Source organism: Streptomyces sp. NPDC022910, from assembly GCF_055561075.1.
Map to the genome: position 1 here is coordinate 168,646 of NZ_JBVHHL010000010.1, position 16,992 is coordinate 185,637.

Below are 16,992 nucleotides of genomic sequence, written 5' to 3' on the forward strand. Positions count from 1 at the left end.
GGGCGGCCGTTTGGACGCTAGTGGGCGGTAGCCGGGTGCTGTGCCCGGCTCACGTCGTAGACGCCGGGCACGTTCCGCATCGCCCGCATCAGGGCCGGAAGGTGCGCCGCGTCCGGGAGTTGGAGCGTATACGTGTGGCGCACGCGCTGCTGACTGGGCGGTTCGACGGTGGCGGAGACGATCCCGGCACCCTCCAGGGCGATGGCTTCGGTGAGGTCCGCGAGCAGGTGCGGGCGCACGAAGGACTCGGCGACGAGCGTCACCCGGCAATCGGTGGTGTCGCCCCAGCGCACACCGACCTCCGCGCGCCCGGCGATCTTCATGCGCGCCACTCCTGCGCATTCGACGCGGTGGACGGTCACCACGCCCCCGCGCACGGCGAAGCCGGTGACCTCGTCGGGCGGCACGGGCGTACAGCAGCCCGCTAGGCGTACGGAGGCGCCGGGCAGGTCGACGACGACGGCGTCGGCGGTGCTCGCGCCGGACGCGTCCACTGTGGGACGTTCGGGCAGCGCGGGGGGGCGGGCGGCGGCTCCGGGCGTGGTGATGCGCGCCGCGGCGCCGACCGGCGAAGCCTGCGCGCCCGGCCGCACCTCGCCCGGTTCCAGTGCGTCGTCGTGCGGGTCCCCCGGCGCCGGATGCGCCGCCAGCCAGCGCTGGATGGCGATCCGCGCGGCGGGCGTATGAGCGTGCTCCAGCCACTCCCGGGAGGGCTCTGAGGCCGGGTCCTGGCCCATGAGGAGCTGCACGGTGTCCCCGTCCTTGAGGACGGTGCTCAGCGTGGCCAACCGGCCGTTGACGCGGGCGCCGATGCAGGCGTGCGCATCCTCGCCGTACTGCGCGTACGCGGCGTCCACGCAGCTGGCGCCCTCCGGGAGCCCCAGTGCGCCCCCGTCGGGCCGGAACACGGTGATCTCCCGGTCCTGGGCGAGGTCCTCACGCAGTGTCGACCAGAAGGTGTCGGTGTCGGGGGCCGCCTCCTGCCACTCCAGGAGCCGGGAGAGCCAGCCGGGGCGGGTGGGGTCGGCGCGCTCACCGTCGGACGGGTCGTCGGAGGCGGGAGCGTAGGGGTTGCCGAGCGCGATCACGCCCGCCTCCGCGACCTTGTGCATCTGGTGCGTGCGGATGAGGACTTCGGCGACCTCGCCGTCCGCACGCGCGACCGCGGTGTGCAGCGACTGGTACAGGTTGAACTTGGGGACGGCGATGAAGTCCTTGAACTCCGAGACCACCGGCGTCATGCAGGTGTGCAGTTCACCGAGGACCCCGTAACAGTCGGCGTCCTCGTTCACGAGCACCAGGAGGCGCCCGAAGTCGGCGCCGCGAAGTCGGCCACGCTTGCGGGAGATGCGGTGGACCGAGACGAAGTGCCGTGGCCTGATGAGTACTTCGGCCTGGATCCCGGCCTCGCGCAGGACCGTCCGCACCTGCTCGGCCATGTCCGCCAGGGGGTCGTCGCCGTGCGCCGCGTTCTCGGCGATCAGTTCCCTGGTGTGCTCGTACTCCTCGGCGTGCAGGATCGCGAAGACGAGGTCCTCGAGTTCGGTCTTGAGCGCCTGGACGCCGAGGCGTTCGGCGAGCGGGATGAGGACGTCCCGGGTGACCTTGGCGATGCGTTCCTGCTTCTCACGGCGCATCACGCTCAGGGTGCGCATGTTGTGCAGTCGGTCGGCGAGTTTGATCGACATCACGCGGACGTCGTTGCCGGTGGCGACGAGCATCTTGCGGAAGGTCTCGGGCTCGGCGGCCGCCCCGTAGTCGACCTTCTCCAGCTTGGTGACACCGTCGACGAGATAGCGCACCTCCTCTCCGAACTCCTCGCGCACCTGATCGAGGGTCACGTCCGTGTCCTCGACGGTGTCGTGCAGCAGGGCGGCGGTCAAGGTGGTCGTCTCGGCGCCGAGTTCGGCGAGGATCAGGGTCACGGCGAGGGGGTGTGTGATGTACGGCTCGCCGCTCTTGCGCATCTGCCCCCGGTGCGAGGACTCCGCCAACAGGTAGGCACGACGCAGGAGTTCGAGGTCGGCGTCGGGGTGGTGGGCACGGTGCGCCTCGGCGACGTGGCCGATGGCGTCGGGCAGCCGGTCGCGGATGGCGGGGCCGAGCAGCGCGGCCCGACCCAGGCGGCGCAGATCGATCCGGGGGCGGCTCTTCCTGCGGGGCGCCCCGGGCGTGGTGGGGGCGGGGGTGGCAGGGTTCGTTGCCTCCGCACTCATTGGGCACCTCCGGCTGCGTGGACCGGCGGACGGGGTGCCCCATGGCGTACGCGGCACAGGGGATGGCGACGATCCCCCGTCCGGGCCGGTGCTTGATGCTACCGAGCCCATCACGCCCGCCCGACCGGCTCTCGCCGAGCGTGAAACGGATCACCCATTCGAGCGATAGCTCGTGGGTTTACGCAAATGAGCCGCGGGCACCGGCAGCGACCATGGATTCGAACACCCTCACGCCCGTCGGACCATGATCCGGATGCTGGAGGGCGCCCCGAGCTGCGATGTCGAGCCGCACGGCAGCGGGAGCAGCCGCTGTTTTTGGCCACTTCGCGGTGCGGAGCGTCACCGTCCGCGTGCCACGCCGTGCTTCAGCGCGCCGCCCGTTCACCCCGAGAGGCAGCTGAGCGAAGCCCACTGACGGGCCGTCGGAGGTCAGTGGGCCGCGCTCTCCAGCCAGTCCGCGTCGATCTCGCCCTCGGCGACGATCACCGCCGGTCCGGTCATCTCGATCTCGCCGTCCGGGTGCTCGGTGATCACCAGGGTGCCACCGGGGACGTCCACGGTGTACGTCGCCGGGAGGCCCGTCACGGCCGGGTCCGCACCGTCGCGGCGGGCCGTGGCGACGGCCACCGCACACGCGCCCGTGCCGCACGAGCGGGTCTCGCCGGAGCCGCGCTCATGGACGCGCATCGCGACGTGCCGGGGTGCTCGGTCGGCCACGAACTCGACGTTCACCCCGTCCGGGTAGGCCGATGCCGGGCTGAAGGGGGGCGGGGTGTACAGGTTGCCCGCGTGGGCGAGGTCGTCGACGAAGGCGACCGCGTGCGGGTTGCCCATGTTCACGTTGCGTGCGGGCCAGCTGCGCTCGCCGACGCTCACCGTGACGACTCCTTCGGGCAGGAGCGCCCTGCCCATACCGACGGTGATGTCACCCTCGCCGGAGCCACTGCCGGCCCCCGTCTTGGCGATGTGCACGGTCTTCACGCCCCCGCGCGTGGCGATGGAAAGGTCCCCCTCGGCCGCGTACCCGGCGCGCTGGAGGTACCGCGCGAAGACCCGCACGCCGTTGCCGCACATCTCCGCGATCGAGCCGTCCGCGTTGCGGTAGTCCATGAACCACTCCGCCTCGCCGGCCATTTCGCGGGCCTCGGGGTGCCCGGCGGATCGCACGACGTGCAGCAGACCGTCGCCGCCGATGCCCGCGCGGCGGTCGCAGAGGGCGGCGACGGCGGCCGGAGGCAGGTCGATGACGTTCTCGGGGTCCGGGACGATCACGAAGTCGTTCTCGGTGCCGTGACCCTTGAGGAAGGCGATCCGCGTGCTCATTCCTCGATCGTACGGGTTCGGTACGACACTCCGGCTCGTACGGGGCCGGAAGGGCACTCCGGACGACCGGTCCGAACAGCGGCACCGCGACCCCAGGACCCCGGACGACCGGTCCGAACAGCGGCACCGCGACCCAGGACCCCGGACGACCGGTCCGAACAGCGGATCGCGGGCCTCAGCGCAGCCGGGCCACGCGCCACACGGCCAGCACCACGACCACGGCGACCACCACGGCGTACGTGAGGACCACACGCCAGTCCGAGCGCCGCCCGGAGCCGCGCTGCGGCAGGCCGGGCCATGTGTGACCGACCCGGCGCGCCGCCATCATGCCCCAGCCTGCCGCGCACGAGCAGATCAGCAGACCGAGCATGGCCACCACGGCGCCTCCGTCGCCGAACTCGAAGGCCAGCGGGAAGGCGAACATCAGGGAGCCGATCGCCGCCAGCGCCACGATGGGGGCGAGCTGCCAGATCCGCAGCCGGCGCTGCGGGCGCAGCTCGACCTCGACCTCGGGCCCCGCGGTCAGCTCGTCGGCCTCCGGCCCGTCGGCGGTCACACCGCCGGGGGGCTGATCGTCGGGACCGTCGGAGCTGAGCCCCTGGTCCCCGCCCTCGTCGGTGTCGTACTCCGCGCCTTGTGCGGTGTCGCGAGGGCCGGCCTCCATCGCCACGCGCCCTCCCAACTCGGACTCACTTGGTCGATCGAAGCTCGATGATGGCATGCCGCCGGAGGCCCGGATGACGGCCGGAGCGTCCCGATGCCATCACGTGATCAGGCTGTAACCGGTCGTTCGACCAACGCCAGCGCGAGGTCCGGAAGTTCCCTTCGATCCGCGGCGGCACCACTGAGCCAGTGCACACGCGGGTCACGACGGAACCAGGAATCCTGACGGCGGGCGAAGCGCTTGGTGGCGCGCACGGTCTCGGCGCGCGCCTCTTCCAGGGTGCACTCCTCCGCGAGCGCCGCGAGCACCTGCTGATACCCGAGCGCCCGAGACGCCGTGCGCCCCTCCCGCAGGCCCTGCGCCTCCAGCGCGCGCACCTCGTCCACCAGTCCTGCCTCCCACATCCGGTCCACCCGGCGCGCGATGCGCTCGTCCAGCTCGGGGCGCGCGACGTCGACGCCGATCTGGACGGTGTCGTAGACCGAGTCATGGCCCGGGAGGTTCGCCGTAAAGGGTCGGCCGGTGAGCTCGATGACCTCAAGGGCCCGCACGATACGGCGCCCGTTGCTCGGCAGGATCGCCTGTGCCGCCTCCGGGTCGGCGGCGGCCAGGCGCGCGTGCAGCGCTCCCGATCCGCGCAGCGCGAGCTCCTCCTCGAGCCGGGCGCGCACCTCCGGGTCGGTGCCGGGGAACTCCAGGTGGTCGACCGCGCCGCGCACATACAGACCGGAACCGCCCACCAGGACGGGCCAGCGGCCCTCGGCGAGCAGCGCGTCGATCCGGGCTCGGGCGAGGCGCTGGTACTCGGCGACGGACGCCGTCACCGTCACGTCCCAGATGTCCAGCAGGTGGTGCGGGACGCCGCCGCGCTCCTCGGGCGTCAGCTTGGCGGTGCCGATGTCCATCCCGCGGTAGAGCTGCATGGAATCGGCGTTGACGACCTCGCCACCGAGGCGCTGGGCCAGGAACACACCCAGATCGGACTTTCCGGCCGCGGTCGGTCCGACGACGGCGATGACCCGCGGCGCGGGAGCTGCACTACTCACCGCAACAGTCTCGCAAACCGCCGGACACCTTCTCGAACGAGCTACGTGACGCCCTCGATGCGGGTTCGTTGCCTGTTGCGAGGTTCCGGTCGCCGGTTCGAGAACGGGTGAGCCGGGCGACGCAAACGGACGCACCGGGCTACGCGGTATTTCGCCCGCACGAGTAACGTATGGAGTTGATATGGGCGTTTTTGCACGGCTTCTCCGGAGGTCGAGGACGACGGAGGAGGCACAGCCCGCCGAGGCGGAGGCCACGCAGCCGACGGCTCCGGCCGAGGCGGAGGCGACGGACGAGCCGAAGGACGCGACCGCGTCCGGGACCGAGGCCGGGCCGCAGGCCAGGGCGGAGTCCGCACGGGTCGGCGCCGACGAGGGCGTCGGTATCCCCAGGCAGCAGTCCGCCGAGAAGGCCGCCGACAGCGAGGCCGACGAGGGCGCCCGCACGTAACTGCCCCCGCAAGGGAAGGTGGATCATGGGTCTCGTGGACAATCTGAAAGCCAAGGTCTCGGAGTTCGCGCAGCATCACGAGGGAAAGGTCGATCGTGGCCTCGAGAAGGCCGCGAAGGTGATCGACGAGAAGACCAAGGGCAAGTACAGCGACAAGATCCACACCGGTACGGACAAGGCGAAGGGCGCGATGGAGCGCATCGCACACCGGGACACCGGACCGGCGGGCGGAGCAGGGACGCCGCCACCGGAGGCACCACAGCCACCGTCGGCCTCCTGAGCACGCCCCTGGACAAGAGAAGACATCTCGGCGGACGGCCGTGGGGCGCACAGCCTCCCGGCCGTCCGCCGTGTCGGGGATCGGCGGGCGAAGTGATCGGCAAGGCCATCGCCGACTTCTCCCCCACTACGACCAGGACGCCACGAGGTAACCCACCCCGTACGGCGCGTCGTCGTACAGGAGCGCGCCCGACAGGTCCGCGCCCTCGGCCGCGCCCGCGAGGATCTGCCAGGGGGACCGGCCGCAGGCCTTCAGCTCCTGGGCCAGGTCCGCGTCCAGCGCCTGCAGGGCCGCCACATCGGCCGCACCCAGCGCACGGGCGACCTCCGCGTCGAAGCCGGCCGCGCGCTCGTCCAGATACCCCGGTGCCTTGAGCGTGCGACACGTGCTGGCGTCGCCCATGACGAGCAGGGCGACCCGCTGGTCCGTCCCCGCGAGCTCCGCTCCGAGCTCGTTGCACCGCTCGGGAGCGAGAGATTCCGCCACGCCGAGCCCTTCGACGGGCGCGACCGCCCAGTCCGTGCGCTCCAGGAGCCACGCGGCGACGGCGAGCGAGGGCGGAAGCTCGCGTCCGGACGGCGCCGGGCACGTGGCGCCGGCGCCCAGCCGGACGTCGACGTCCACACCGAACCCGCGGAACGACCCTCGTGTGCCCTCCGGGTGCGGGCCGCGCCCGCTCTCCTCGGCGGGGCCGACGATCACCAGACGGTCGGGGCGCGCCGCGGCGAGCACACCCAGCGCGTCCCCGCACGCGGCACGGGCACCGTCCAGTTCGGGAGCGGCGCCCGCGGCGACCTCGGGAACGAGCAGCGGCGGACAGGGACAGACGGCGGCGGCGACAAGCATGATCCGCAGCGTAACGCCGGCGGACGGCGGCACGGCACCCGTTGCCTGCCGAGGAGGTGGCGTGCAGGCGCCTGCGACGGGGGCGGCGACGAGCATCGCAGGACCGCACGTGGTGCCGTGACGGAGGCGTCAGTCGCAGCCGCACGCGCCGGCGGTGGCTACGGGCAGGGGCTCGGGCAGGCCGATCTTCGGCAGCCCCAGCATCACCCCGGCCGGTTTGGCGGCCTCCGCGGCGTTCCGCTTGGCCCACGCGTCGCCCGCGTGCGTGCGGCGCACGCTCAGGACGGGACCCTCGGCGAGGAGGTGGTGCGGCGCGGCGTAGGTGACCTCGACGGTCACCACGTCGCCGGGGCGGACCTCCTCGTCCGGCCTGGTGAAGTGGACCAGGCGGTTGTCGGGGGCGCGGCCGGAGAGGCGGTGGGTCGCGCCGTCCTTGCGGCCCTCGCCCTCGGCGACCATCAGCTCCAGGGTGCGGCCGACCTGCTTCTTGTTCTCCTCCCAGGAGATCTCCTCCTGGAGGGCGACGAGACGCTCGTAGCGCGCCTGGACGACCTCCTTCGGAATCTGGTTCTCCATGGTGGCGGCGGGGGTGCCGGGCCGCTTGGAGTACTGGAAGGTGAAGGCCTGCGCGAAACGTGCCTCCCGCACCACGTGAAGCGTCTGCTCGAAGTCCTCCTCGGTCTCGCCGGGGAAGCCGACGATGATGTCGGTGGTGATCGCGGCGTGCGGGATCGCGGCCCGCACCTTCTCGATGATCCCCAGGTAGCGCTCCTGACGGTACGAGCGGCGCATCGCCTTCAGGACCGTGTCCGAGCCGGACTGCAGCGGCATGTGCAGCTGAGGCATCACGTTCGGCGTCTCGGCCATGGCCGAGATGACGTCGTCGGTGAAGTCGCGCGGGTGCGGCGAGGTGAAGCGGACGCGCTCCAGCCCGTCGATCTTCCCGCAGGCGCGCAGCAGCTTGCTGAAGGCCTCGCGGTCGCCGATGTCGGAGCCGTACGCGTTCACGTTCTGCCCGAGCAGGGTGATCTCGGAGACACCCTCGGCGACGAGGGCCTCGACCTCGGCGAGGATGTCGCCGGGACGGCGGTCCTTCTCCTTGCCGCGCAGGGCCGGGACGATGCAGAAGGTGCAGGTGTTGTTGCAGCCGACGGAGATCGACACCCAGGCCGCGTACGCGCTCTCGCGCCGTGTCGGCAGCGTCGACGGGAACGCCTCCAGCGACTCGGCGATCTCGACCTGGGCCTCTTCCTGGACGCGGGCACGCTCGAGCAGGACGGGAAGCTTGCCGATGTTGTGCGTACCGAAGACGACGTCCACCCAGGGCGCCTTCTTCACGATGGTGTCGCGGTCCTTCTGCGCGAGACAGCCGCCTACCGCGATCTGCATGCCGGGGCGCTCGGCCTTCTTCGGCGCGAGGCGGCCGAGGTTGCCGTAGAGCCGGTTGTCGGCGTTCTCACGGACGGCGCAGGTGTTGAAGACGACGACGTCCGCATCGCCGTCCGACCCCTCGGGCGCGCGCACGTACCCCGCCTCTTCGAGCAGCCCGGACAATCGCTCGGAATCGTGGACGTTCATCTGGCACCCGTAAGTGCGAACCTCGTACGTCTTCGATGATCGAACGTCCACTGCCGGGCTCCGGTCGCTGCTCCTGGTCATGGCTCAAGGGTAGGCGGTCACAGGAACGCCCTGTATCGGTGCCTGGCAGCAGCCAAACAGGACGAGCTCCTGCACCTGATCTCCCGCGCCTGATCTCCGGCGCCGCAGACCGGACCCACGGCGTGTGTGTCAGGCCGCGGTGCGCCCCGCGGCGAGGTCGAGGGCGATGTCGGTGATCATGTCCTCCTGACCGCCGACCATCTTGCGCCGGCCGACCTCGACCAGGATCGCGCGAGTGTCGAGGCCGTAGCGGCGGGCGGCGGCCTCGGCATGGCGCAGGAAGCTGGAGTACACCCCGGCGTAGCCCAGGGTGAGCGTCTCGCGGTCCACCCGCACCTCGCGGTCCTGCAACGGACGTACGACGTCGTCCGCCGTGTCCATCAAGGGGAACAGGTCGCAGCCGTGCTCCCAGCCCATCAGGTCGGCGACCGCGACGAAGGCTTCAAGGGGACAGTACCGGCCGAGCGCGAGGAGATCGAGGCGACGATCTCGCCGTAGTGCACGGGAGTCACGGCGTTGACCGCGGCGACCATCGGGATGGTGGCCTGTCCGCCGCAGGTGACCATGTTGACGTTCGCGGCGCCCAGATGCGCGTCGCCGTTGACGGGCGGCACGACGTAGGGGCCGATCGCGGCGGGAGTGAGGTCGACGACCTTGCGGCCCAGCGGGCGCAGCACCCCGTCGTTGTAGCGGTGGGCGCCGGCCGAGGTGGCGTCGAAGACGATCTCCACGTCCGCGAACTGGTCCATCTTGACCAGGCCGTCCACGCCCTCGTGGGGGGTGTTCGAGCGCTCCCCGCAACGCGTCGCGCTCACCTCGGCGGGCGCCGCGCTGCTGCCCGAGGCCCGCAACACCCTCGACGCGGCACGAGCCGCACGCGAGGCGGCGCGGCTCAGCGTGGGCCGGTTGCAGGGCACGCTGCACATCGGGACCTTGAACTCGGTCGTCCGGCCCGATCTGCCGGGGCTCCTTGGACACTTCCACCGACTGCACCCGGCGGTGGCGCTCAGGCTCGCGGTCCCCCCCGGCGGATCGGCGGGACTGGTCGAGAGGCTGCTGGCCGGACGTCTGGACCTGGCCTTCGTCTCGCTGCCCGCCGGAGCGCCGGCCGGGCTGCGCGTGCGTGATCTGTGCACCACGCCGATGGCGCTCCTCGTCCCGGCCGACCACCCGCTGGCCCGCTCGGAGGGGCCACACGCGCTGACGGAACTCGTCGGCGAGCCGTTCGTCGACACACCGGCCGGCTTCGGCAACCGGGAGGTGACGGACCGCGCTTTCGCCCGTGCGGGACTGTCCCGGCAGGTGGTGCTGGAGGCGACCGACGTCGGCACGGTCGCCTCGTACGTGCGCGCCGGGCTGGGCATCGCCTTCCTGCACGACAGCACGGCCGACGTGGACAGTTCGGGGCTGGCCGTCCTGCCCCTGGCGGACCCGAGCCTGCGGTGGACACTGTCCGTGGCCATATCCGCGACCCGCCGCGCGAGCGCGCCGCTCCGGGCGATGCTGGACCTGCTCGACGACGCCGTACCGTCCGAGCCGTCCCAGCCGTAGGGCGGCGGCGCGCCAGGTCCACGGGCACGTGGCACAGCTCACAACACTTCAGCGATTGCGCAACTCTAAAGTACAGACATGGATCTTCACGTCGCGACGAAGTGGGAGACAGCGGTACTCGCGGGAGGGCCGGCCGACGGCCTGCGCATGCGGGTCGCCGGCCGGCCCTCGGTGCTGCAGGTGACCTACCCCTGCCTGGTCGACGCCACGGAGGACGGCGTACGGGTCGAGGCGCTGTACGTCTACCGGCGCCAACTCGGCGTGCACAGCGAACCGTTGACGTACGGCTACGACAGCGCCAGCCCGTGACGGACGCGCGTCAGCGGTGGCCGCCTACGGCTGCGTGACCCCGCCCTCCGCGGAGGTCCGGATGGCCGAAGGCGTCACGGGAGCGGACTCCGGGGCGGCGGGCGCGGGCGCGTTGCCCTCCTTCATCGCCTTCGCCTCGCTCTTGAGGATGCGGATCGACCTGCCCAGCGCGCGGGCGGTGTCGGGCAGCTTCTTCGAGCCGAACAGCACGATGACGACGATCGCCACGATCAGCAGGTGCCAGGGTTCCAGTCCGTTGCGGAGCATGAGAGCGCCCGCCTTTCCTCGCCTCGGCCGAGGACGCCGTCCGCCACTCGCCCGTCCAGTGATGGTTGCTGTATTGCGCAACTTACAACCCCCATGTCGCCGGCGACCGGCGGGGCCGCCGACGGCGCGGCGGCCTCAAAGGCCACGGAGCCGGGGCGCCGGGGCGCCGGTCTGCGCGGCGCGGTCGGTGAGCTGGCCCACCATGAGCCGCACCACGGTCACGATGTCCGCGTCGTCGACGAAGTACACCTGGCGGCGGCCCTCGCGGCGGGAGCGGACGAGACCGGCGAGCTTGAGCTTGGTCAAGTGCTGGCTCACGGCGGGCAATGCACCGCCGACGCGCTCGGCGAGCCCGGTGACATCACTCTCGCCCTGCGCGAGCGCCCACACGATGTGCAGTCGAGCGGGCGAGGCCAGCAGCCCGAAGGCGGCGGCCGCCTCCGCCAGCACGTCGGCGGACGGGTCCTCGAAACCACCGCCAGCTGCCGCCACCGTCTCCTCCTGTGCCGTCCGGTCATGTGGTACGAGTCGCCCAGTCTAGGCGGCGGTGGAGGACGGGCCGACGGGCCGACGGGCCGAACGGGCGCCCGCGCACACCGGTCCGCTTCGCCCTCGTCCGCGGGGATGCCGGGCGGGCGCCGACTCCTACGCCGGTGAGGGCGTCCAGCCCTGGCGGCACAGGATCGCCGAGACATCCGGAGCACGATAGTGATCGCCCTTGAGGACCTTGCCGTCGGACCGGCGGGAGACCGTTCCGTCCGGGCCGATCTTGGTCATGTTGGCGCGGTGGATCTCGGCGATCACGGCGTCGAGGTCGATGCCGTGCACGAGGGCGGTGCCGTACGCGACGTACACGACGTCGGCCAGTTCGTGCGCCAGCCGGTCGAGCGGGCCGGTGACGGACACCTCGGCGACCTCGGCGGCCTCCTCGGCGAGCAGTTCTCCGCGGTGCGCGGCCAGCTCCGGGGAGACCTCCGTCGGCACGGTACGGGCGTCGAGACCGAAGGCTCGGTGGAACTCACGGACGAGGGAGGCGGGCGAAGGGTGCATCCGTCGACCCTACCGGTGGTCGCCGTTCCTCCTGTGTGCCCTCGTCCCCGACCTGGTCAGGGGCGCCCCAAGCCTGGCAGGATCGCGCGCATGTTCCAGGCACTCCCCCGCATCGGAAGACGCCGTGCGCTGCTGGGCTCAGCGGCCTCCTTCGCCGTCTTCGGGCTGCTGCTGTGGTGGCTGTTGCCGATCGGCGAGGAGTCCCCGAGCGGAACGGTCACCTTCAGCACGGGCACTCCGACCGGTGTCTATCAGAAGTACGGCACCCTGCTGCAGCAGGCGATCGCCAAGGAGATGCCGGAGCTGGACGTCCGCCTGCTGAACAGCGACGGGTCGCAGGAGAATGTGCGGCGGGTGGCCACTGGGAAGGCGGACTTCACGATCGCGGCGGCCGACGCGGTGGAGACGTACAAGCTGGGGAGCAAGTCGGGTGCCGGCCGGCTGCGCGGCTGCGCGCGGCTGTACGACGACTATGTGCACCTGGTGGTGCCACGCTCGTCGGCCGTGCGGTCCGTGGCGGACCTCAAGGGCCGCAGGGTCGCCGTCGGACCGGGCGGGTCCGGGGTACGACTGATCGCGGAGCACGTGCTCGAGGCGGCCGGCCTGGACCCGAAGAAGGACATCCGGCCCCTGCCCGACGGCATAGGGACCATGCCCGACCTGCTGAAGCGGCACAGGATCGACGCGTTCTTCTGGTCGGGCGGGCTGCCCACCAGCGCGGTCACGGACCTGTCGAAGCACTTCGCGATCCGTCTGGTGCCGATCGACAGCGAGCTGGTGGCCAAGCTGCACGCGCAGGGCGGCGCGTCCAGCTACTACCGGGCCGCGGTGATGCCCGCCGACGCCTACCCGGAGGCCCAGCAGGGCTCCTCCGTGCAGACCGTGGCCGTCGCGAACCTCCTGATCACCCGGAAGGACATGAACGCGGACCTCACCGACAAGCTCACCCGTGCGGTGATCGACAGCAGGGACCGGATCGGTGCGCAGGTCCACGCGGCCCAGCTGGTCGACCTCCGCTCGGCGATCTACACGGATCCGCTGGAGCTGCACGAGGGCGCGCGCCGGTACTACCGGTCGGTGAAGCCGTAGCCGCGGGTGCCGCTCGCCTGGAGGTTTCTCGTCCTCACCCGGCGGACGGGGCGGCGGATCCCACCGTCCGCGGAACGGACACCGTCACCTTCAGACCGCGCGGCTCATGGTGCTCGTACGCGATGGAGCCGCCGCCCGCCGCCAGCAGCGCGCGCGATATCGACAGGCCGAGTCCCGAACCCTTGATGTTCTGGTGCGCCGCGCTGCGCCAGAAGCGGTCGCCGACGCGGGCGAGTTCCTCGTCGCTGAGTCCCGGGCCGCCGTCGGTGACCACGACCGTCGCGGTCTCGCCGCCCGCCGCGACCTCCACCGCGACGCACTCCCCCTCGGGCGTGAACTTCACCGCGTTGTCGATGACCGCGTCCAGCGCGCTGGACAGGGTGACGGGGTCCGCCCAGGCGGTGGTGGGCGGGCAGTTCCCGGTGAGCCGTACGCCCTTGGACTGCGCGGCCGGACCCCAGGCCGCTACGCGCTCCGCGGCCAGCGCGCCGATGTCGGTGAGCCTGAGGTCCGCCTCGGCGTGCTCGGCGAGCGCCAGGTCGAGCAGGTCGTCCAGGACCTGCGCGAGGCGTTTGCCCTCCGTGCGGACCGAGGCGATCTCCTCGTTGTCCTCGGGCAGTTCGAGGGCGAGCAGTTCGATGCGCAGCAGCAGCGCGGAGAGCGGATTGCGCAACTGGTGGGAGGCGTCGGCGACGAAGGCGCGCTGCTGCTCCAGGACTTCCTCGACGTTGTCCGCCATCTCGTTGAACGACCGGGCCAGGCGCCTGAGTTCCGGCGGCCCGCCCGCGGCCGCGACACGGGACTTGAGGCGTCCGGTCGCGATGTCGTGGGTGGTCGCGTCCAGGACCCGTACGGGCCTGAGCACCCAGCCGGTCAGCCGCAGCGCCGCGCCGACGGCGAGCAGCATCGCGGCGACCTCGCCGGCGCCGATGAGCAGCCAGCCGTGCAGGGTGTTCGAACGCATCAGCCCGGTGGGCGAGTCGGTGACGACGACCGCGACGACGTCACCGTCGCGGATGACCGGCGAGGCGACCACGAGCCGGGTGCGCTGCCAGGGCCAGACCTGCTCGGGGTCGTGACTGCGGCGCCCGAGGAGGGCCTCGTTGAAGGCGTCGCGGCCCTCGCCCGTATTGGGCAGGTACCAGTTGTCCGGCGCGTTGGCCATGGGCACGTCGTCGCGGTAGAAGACGCCTGCGCGAATGCCGTACACGCTGTAGTACATGGCGAGTTCCTTGCGCAGGGTCTCGCCGCGCTCGTCCTTGTCGGTGTCGTCCACGCGGGAGCCGCTGCCGGGCCGGTCGGTGACGAACTGCGCGAGGGCCGCGAAGCGCGCGGTGTCGTCGATGCGGTCGACGACGACCCGTTGCTGCTGCGCGGCCGCGAGGCTCGCCGCGAGCGGGACGCCGAGCGCGAGCAGTACAGCCGCCATCAGGATGATCAGCAGCGGAAGCAGGCGTGTGCGCACCCGTCCCCGCTACGCGGCCGGGGCGACGAGCCGGTACCCGACGCCGCGCACGGTCTCGATCAGCGCGGGCATGCGTAGTTTGGAGCGCAGGGAGGCGACGTGCACCTCCAGGGTGCGCCCGGTCCCCTCCCAGCTGGTCTGCCACACCTCGCTGATGATCTGCTCGCGGCGGAACACCACGCCGGGGCGCTGGGCCAGCAGGGCGAGCAGGTCGAACTCCTTGCGGGTCAGCTGGACCACGGAACCGTCCACGCTGACCTGGCGTGTGGGCAGTTCGATGTGCACGGGGCCGAGGCGCAGCGCCGTCTCGGTGGCGCCGGTGTCGTCCAGGTGCGGGGTGCGCCGACTGACCGCGTGGATACGCGCCAGCAGTTCCCCGGTGTCGTACGGCTTGACCACGTAGTCGTCGGCGCCGAGGTTGAGACCGTGGATCCGCGAGCGCACGTCGGAGCGCGCGGTGACCATGATCACCGGAGTGCTGGTGCGCTTGCGGATCTTGCCGCAGACCTCGTAGCCGTCCTGGTCGGGCAGGCCGAGGTCGAGCAGGACGACGCCGAAGCCGGCACCCTCGGGCACCAGCGCCTGAAGTGCCTCCTCGCCGCTGCGGGCGTGCGTGACATCGAAGCCGTGCCTGGCCAGCACCGCGGACAGCGCGGCGGCGACGTGGTTGTCGTCCTCGACGAGGAGCAGTCTCATGCCGGCCCCCTCCGGTTCCTCGGCTGTACGGTCCCTTCGCTCTCGTCCTGTACAAGAACGTTCTCTCGCCTTGTACTGGAAAGCGTCACCCACGCGAACGCGTGCACCCGCGCGCGTGCACCATGGCAGTCACGCCGATGAACAAGGACGGCGTCAAGAGGGTTCGAGTTGCGGGCGGCTTCCGTTACCCAGCCGGTACGCGCCCGGCGCACGGGTACTACAGATCGTGCCCGGCCGCTACCGGATTGTGATGCTCAGATCTCCCTCAGATGTAATGACGCTGGTCGTACGGCGTTACTACTGTCCTCCGAAACCGAGCGAGGACGGAGCGAGTCAGCAAATGACCGAAGTACCGGTGGCCAAGGACTCGGTGGCCGCGACCGACGAACTCGTCGTCCTGAGGAGCGTCAACAAGCACTTCGGCGCGTTGCACGTGCTCCAGGACATCGACCTGACCATCGCCCGTGGTGAGGTCGTCGTGGTCATCGGCCCCTCGGGGTCGGGGAAGTCCACTCTGTGCCGCACCATCAACCGCTTGGAAACCATCGACTCGGGCGACATCCTGATCGACGGCAAGCCGCTGCCCCAGGAGGGCAAGGAGCTCGCCCGGCTGCGCGCCGACGTCGGGATGGTCTTCCAGTCCTTCAACCTCTTCGCCCACAAGACGGTGCTCGAGAACGTGACGCTGGGCCAGGTCAAGGTCCGCAGAGCGGACAAGCGGAAGGCCGAGGAGAAGGCGCGCGGCCTGCTCGACCGGGTCGGTGTCGGCACCCAGGCGGACAAGTACCCCGCGCAGCTCTCCGGCGGCCAGCAGCAGCGCGTCGCGATCGCCCGTGCCCTCGCGATGGACCCCAAGGTCATGCTCTTCGACGAGCCGACCTCGGCCCTGGACCCCGAGATGATCAACGAGGTCCTGGAGGTCATGCAGCAGCTCGCCCGGGACGGCATGACCATGGTCGTCGTCACCCACGAGATGGGCTTCGCCCGCTCGGCCGCCAACCGGGTGGTCTTCATGGCCGACGGTCGCATCGTCGAAGAGGCTGTGCCGGATCAGTTCTTCAGCAACCCGCGCAGCGACCGGGCGAAGGACTTCCTGTCCAAGATCCTGCACCACTGACGTCCCCGGACGTCCCCAGCGCCCTCCACCTCAGGCCTCCGCCCCCGACGGTGCGTCTTCCCCGGGCCCTCGGCCCGCATCTCTTCACCACTCAAAGGATGTTCACCATGAAGCTCCGCAAGGTCACCGCAGCCTCGGCCACCGTCCTCGCCCTCGCTCTGACCGCCACCGCGTGCGGCGGCGACGACAACAAGAACGACTCCAGCGGCGGCTCGGGCGGCGGTAAGACGATCAAGATCGGCATCAAGTACGACCAGCCGGGCCTCGGCCTGAAGAAGCCGGACGGTTCGTTCTCGGGCTTCGACGTGGACGTCGCGACCTACGTCGCCAAGCAACTCGGCTACCAGCCGAACCAGATCGAGTGGGTCGAGACCAAGAGCGCCGACCGTGAGAACGCGCTCGCCCGCGGCGACGTCAAGTTCATCGCGGCCACCTACTCGATCACCGACGAGCGCAAGCAGAAGGTCGACTTCGCCGGCCCCTACCTGCTCGCCCACCAGGACCTGCTGGTCAAGAAGGACTCCGACATCTCCCAGGGCACGGACCTCAACGGCAAGAAGCTGTGCTCCGTGACCGGTTCCACCTCGGCACAGAACGTCCAGAAGACGATCGCCCCGAAGGCCCAGCTGAAGCAGTACAGCGGCTACTCGGAGTGCATCGCCGGCCTGCAGAGCGGTGCCGTGGACGCGGTGACCACGGACGACTCGATCCTCGCGGGCTTCGCCGCGCAGGACAAGTACAAGGATCAGTTCAAGCTCGCCGGCCTGAAGCTGAGCAACGAGAACTACGGCATCGGTGTGAAGAAGGGCGACACCGAGACCGTGAACAAGATCAACGACGCCGTGGAGAAGATGGTCGGCGACGGCTCCTGGCAGAAGGCGGTCGACGCGAACTTCGGTCCGGCCAGCTACAAGAACGAGCCCGCCCCGAAGATCGGCCAGATCGTCAAGTAACCCAGGGGATCCG

The 16,992-nt window shown here is 71.0% G+C and carries 18 protein-coding genes and 2 pseudogenes; 7 read left to right on the plus strand and 13 right to left on the minus strand.

Annotated elements, in window-relative coordinates:
* Positions 1–17 precede the first annotated feature (17 nt).
* The 4 genes from ACZ3TS_RS13020 to miaA form a co-directional block, all read right to left on the minus strand.
* On the minus strand, positions 18–2,216 hold the full coding sequence (locus tag ACZ3TS_RS13020) for a RelA/SpoT family protein (protein WP_467616831.1): 2,199 nt from the start codon (positions 2,214–2,216) through the stop codon (positions 18–20).
* A gap of 429 nt (positions 2,217–2,645) precedes the next feature.
* On the minus strand, positions 2,646–3,539 hold the full coding sequence (dapF, locus tag ACZ3TS_RS13025) for a diaminopimelate epimerase (protein ID WP_467616833.1): 894 nt from the start codon (positions 3,537–3,539) through the stop codon (positions 2,646–2,648).
* Positions 3,540–3,714: 175 nt separating this feature from the next.
* Positions 3,715–4,203, minus strand: a complete 489-nt coding sequence (locus tag ACZ3TS_RS13030; RefSeq protein ID WP_467616943.1) for a hypothetical protein — start codon at positions 4,201–4,203, stop codon at positions 3,715–3,717.
* Positions 4,204–4,310: 107 nt separating this feature from the next.
* A complete protein-coding gene (gene miaA / locus ACZ3TS_RS13035; RefSeq protein ID WP_467616836.1) occupies positions 4,311–5,249 on the minus strand; it encodes a tRNA (adenosine(37)-N6)-dimethylallyltransferase MiaA in 939 nt (312 codons plus the stop codon).
* A 181-nt stretch (positions 5,250–5,430) separates the two neighbouring features.
* Here miaA and ACZ3TS_RS13040 point away from each other — a divergent pair, with 181 nt between their 5' ends.
* Together ACZ3TS_RS13040 and ACZ3TS_RS13045 are read left to right on the plus strand one after the other, a co-directional pair.
* Positions 5,431–5,697: a hypothetical protein gene (locus ACZ3TS_RS13040; RefSeq protein ID WP_467616838.1), complete on the plus strand. Its 267-nt coding sequence runs from the start codon at positions 5,431–5,433 to the stop codon at positions 5,695–5,697.
* A 25-nt stretch (positions 5,698–5,722) separates the two neighbouring features.
* Positions 5,723–5,977, plus strand: coding sequence for an antitoxin (locus ACZ3TS_RS13045; RefSeq protein ID WP_467616841.1), 255 nt, complete (start codon positions 5,723–5,725; stop codon positions 5,975–5,977).
* A 126-nt stretch (positions 5,978–6,103) separates the two neighbouring features.
* Here ACZ3TS_RS13045 and ACZ3TS_RS13050 read toward each other — a convergent pair whose 3' ends face one another.
* The 4 genes and pseudogenes from ACZ3TS_RS13050 to ACZ3TS_RS13065 form a co-directional block, all read right to left on the minus strand.
* A complete protein-coding gene (locus ACZ3TS_RS13050) occupies positions 6,104–6,823 on the minus strand; it encodes a class III extradiol dioxygenase subunit B-like domain-containing protein (protein ID WP_467616843.1) in 720 nt (239 codons plus the stop codon).
* A gap of 129 nt (positions 6,824–6,952) precedes the next feature.
* Complete coding sequence (gene miaB / locus ACZ3TS_RS13055) at positions 6,953–8,482, minus strand: tRNA (N6-isopentenyl adenosine(37)-C2)-methylthiotransferase MiaB (protein ID WP_467616845.1); 1,530 nt, start codon at positions 8,480–8,482, stop codon at positions 6,953–6,955.
* A gap of 129 nt (positions 8,483–8,611) precedes the next feature.
* A pseudogene (locus ACZ3TS_RS13060) lies at positions 8,612–8,935 on the minus strand (4-hydroxy-2-oxovalerate aldolase); the annotation flags it as partial.
* A 2-nt stretch (positions 8,936–8,937) separates the two neighbouring features.
* Positions 8,938–9,378: pseudogene (locus ACZ3TS_RS13065) on the minus strand (acetaldehyde dehydrogenase (acetylating)); the annotation flags it as partial.
* On the opposite strand from ACZ3TS_RS13065, the gene ACZ3TS_RS13070 reads away from it, so the two are divergent.
* Together ACZ3TS_RS13070 and ACZ3TS_RS13075 are read left to right on the plus strand one after the other, a co-directional pair.
* Positions 9,263–10,033: a LysR substrate-binding domain-containing protein gene (locus ACZ3TS_RS13070; RefSeq protein ID WP_467616847.1), complete on the plus strand. Its 771-nt coding sequence runs from the start codon at positions 9,263–9,265 to the stop codon at positions 10,031–10,033. The pseudogene ACZ3TS_RS13065 and the gene ACZ3TS_RS13070 sit on opposite strands and share 116 nt — an antisense overlap.
* 78 nt (positions 10,034–10,111) lie before the next feature.
* On the plus strand, positions 10,112–10,342 hold the full coding sequence (locus ACZ3TS_RS13075) for a hypothetical protein (RefSeq protein WP_467616850.1): 231 nt from the start codon (positions 10,112–10,114) through the stop codon (positions 10,340–10,342).
* A 24-nt stretch (positions 10,343–10,366) separates the two neighbouring features.
* Here ACZ3TS_RS13075 and tatA read toward each other — a convergent pair whose 3' ends face one another.
* From tatA to ACZ3TS_RS13090, 3 genes are all read right to left on the minus strand, one after another.
* Entirely contained in the window at positions 10,367–10,609 is a 243-nt protein-coding gene (gene tatA, locus ACZ3TS_RS13080) for a Sec-independent protein translocase subunit TatA (RefSeq protein ID WP_467616851.1), read from the minus strand.
* Between the two features lie 135 nt (positions 10,610–10,744).
* On the minus strand, positions 10,745–11,101 hold the full coding sequence (locus tag ACZ3TS_RS13085) for an ArsR/SmtB family transcription factor (protein WP_467616854.1): 357 nt from the start codon (positions 11,099–11,101) through the stop codon (positions 10,745–10,747).
* A 153-nt stretch (positions 11,102–11,254) separates the two neighbouring features.
* Entirely contained in the window at positions 11,255–11,659 is a 405-nt protein-coding gene (locus tag ACZ3TS_RS13090) for a pyrophosphohydrolase domain-containing protein (protein ID WP_467616855.1), read from the minus strand.
* A gap of 90 nt (positions 11,660–11,749) precedes the next feature.
* Here ACZ3TS_RS13090 and ACZ3TS_RS13095 point away from each other — a divergent pair, with 90 nt between their 5' ends.
* Positions 11,750–12,748 carry a TAXI family TRAP transporter solute-binding subunit gene (locus tag ACZ3TS_RS13095; RefSeq protein WP_467616857.1) on the plus strand — a complete coding sequence of 333 codons (999 nt, stop codon included), beginning with the start codon at positions 11,750–11,752 and terminating at the stop codon, positions 12,746–12,748.
* 34 nt (positions 12,749–12,782) lie between these two features.
* Here ACZ3TS_RS13095 and ACZ3TS_RS13100 read toward each other — a convergent pair whose 3' ends face one another.
* On the minus strand, positions 12,783–14,213 hold the full coding sequence (locus ACZ3TS_RS13100) for a sensor histidine kinase (RefSeq protein ID WP_467616860.1): 1,431 nt from the start codon (positions 14,211–14,213) through the stop codon (positions 12,783–12,785).
* A gap of 9 nt (positions 14,214–14,222) precedes the next feature.
* Positions 14,223–14,909, minus strand: coding sequence for a response regulator transcription factor (locus ACZ3TS_RS13105; RefSeq protein ID WP_467616863.1), 687 nt, complete (start codon positions 14,907–14,909; stop codon positions 14,223–14,225).
* A 340-nt stretch (positions 14,910–15,249) separates the two neighbouring features.
* On the opposite strand from ACZ3TS_RS13105, the gene ACZ3TS_RS13110 reads away from it, so the two are divergent.
* Positions 15,250–16,026 (plus strand): amino acid ABC transporter ATP-binding protein, encoded by a 777-nt coding sequence (locus tag ACZ3TS_RS13110; protein ID WP_467616864.1) that lies wholly within the window; start codon positions 15,250–15,252, stop codon positions 16,024–16,026.
* Between the two features lie 107 nt (positions 16,027–16,133).
* Positions 16,134–16,979, plus strand: a complete 846-nt coding sequence (locus tag ACZ3TS_RS13115) for a glutamate ABC transporter substrate-binding protein (protein ID WP_467616867.1) — start codon at positions 16,134–16,136, stop codon at positions 16,977–16,979.
* Positions 16,980–16,992 lie beyond the last annotated feature (13 nt).